Genomic DNA, 1034 nt, shown 5'->3' with positions numbered 1-1034 from the left:
CAATACTTGAATAGAGCTTGGCAACCGACTCTACCGGGAAGCGTGCTCTGGGGTTTCTGAGTTGAAGTTCGGATATTCGCGCTTGCTTTAGCAGTTGGCGAGTATCGACGCCTTTTTTTCTCGCGCCGCCTAGCGCGCTGAGGATGTAGTGAGTGCCAATGGTTGCCATGTGGTGCTAATTATCGAATCGCAAGCGGATAACAAAAAAGCCCGGTAACTACCGGGCTCTTAATTCAATGCCGAGCTGAGGCTTACAAACGCGCATCAACATCATCTTTGTCGAATAGATATTTCACATCAAAGATAACGTTATTGGTTTTGCATAGCTTACGGATTTCTGCGATACCCATTTCTTTGATCTGGTCGTGTGATACGCAAATGACTGCTGCATCGTAGTGATCTTGTTTAGGTTCGCTGATCAAGTTAAGCCCATACTCATGCTTCACCTCTTCTGCATCTGCCCAAGGGTCATAGACGTCAATATTGGCGTGGTAGCCCTGGAGCTCTGTAATAACATCAGTCACTTTGGTGTTGCGAATATCAGGGCAGTTCTCTTTAAATGTAAGCCCCATGACCAGAATGTTTGCGTCAACAACCTGAATTTTCTTCTTGGTCATAAGCTTCAATACTTTCTCGGCAACATGAGCAGACATGTTGTCGTTAATACGACGACCGGAAAGAATGATTTCTGGGTGGTAACCAATCGATTGCGCTTTATGTGTTAGGTAGTATGGGTCTACACCAATACAGTGACCGCCAACCAAGCCTGGGCGGAAGGGGAGGAAGTTCCACTTTGTGCCAGCGGCTTCGAGTACTTCCAGGGTGTCGATGCCCATTTTGTCAAAAATTAAAGAAAGCTCGTTAACGAGAGCGATGTTGACGTCACGCTGGGTGTTTTCAATAACTTTTGCGGCTTCAGCTACACGAATAGAAGCTGCTTTGTGCGTGCCGGCAACGATGATGCTTTTATAAAGGTCATCAATAAAAGTTGCCGCTTCGGGCGTTGAGCCAGAGGTAACTTTGAGAATGTTCGT

At 46.4% G+C, this 1034-nt stretch carries 1 protein-coding gene; it reads right to left on the bottom strand.

The window, feature by feature from the left end:
* Positions 1 to 251: 251 nt before the first annotated feature.
* Positions 252 to 1034: nucleotide sugar dehydrogenase (locus A3735_RS26075; RefSeq protein WP_156499932.1), on the bottom strand; the 783-nt coding region annotated here is incomplete at its 5' end.

The organism is Oleiphilus sp. HI0061, assembly GCF_001635675.1.
The sequence above is the reverse complement of the archived record's forward strand: the minus strand, read 5'-3'. Positions and strand labels throughout refer to the sequence as shown.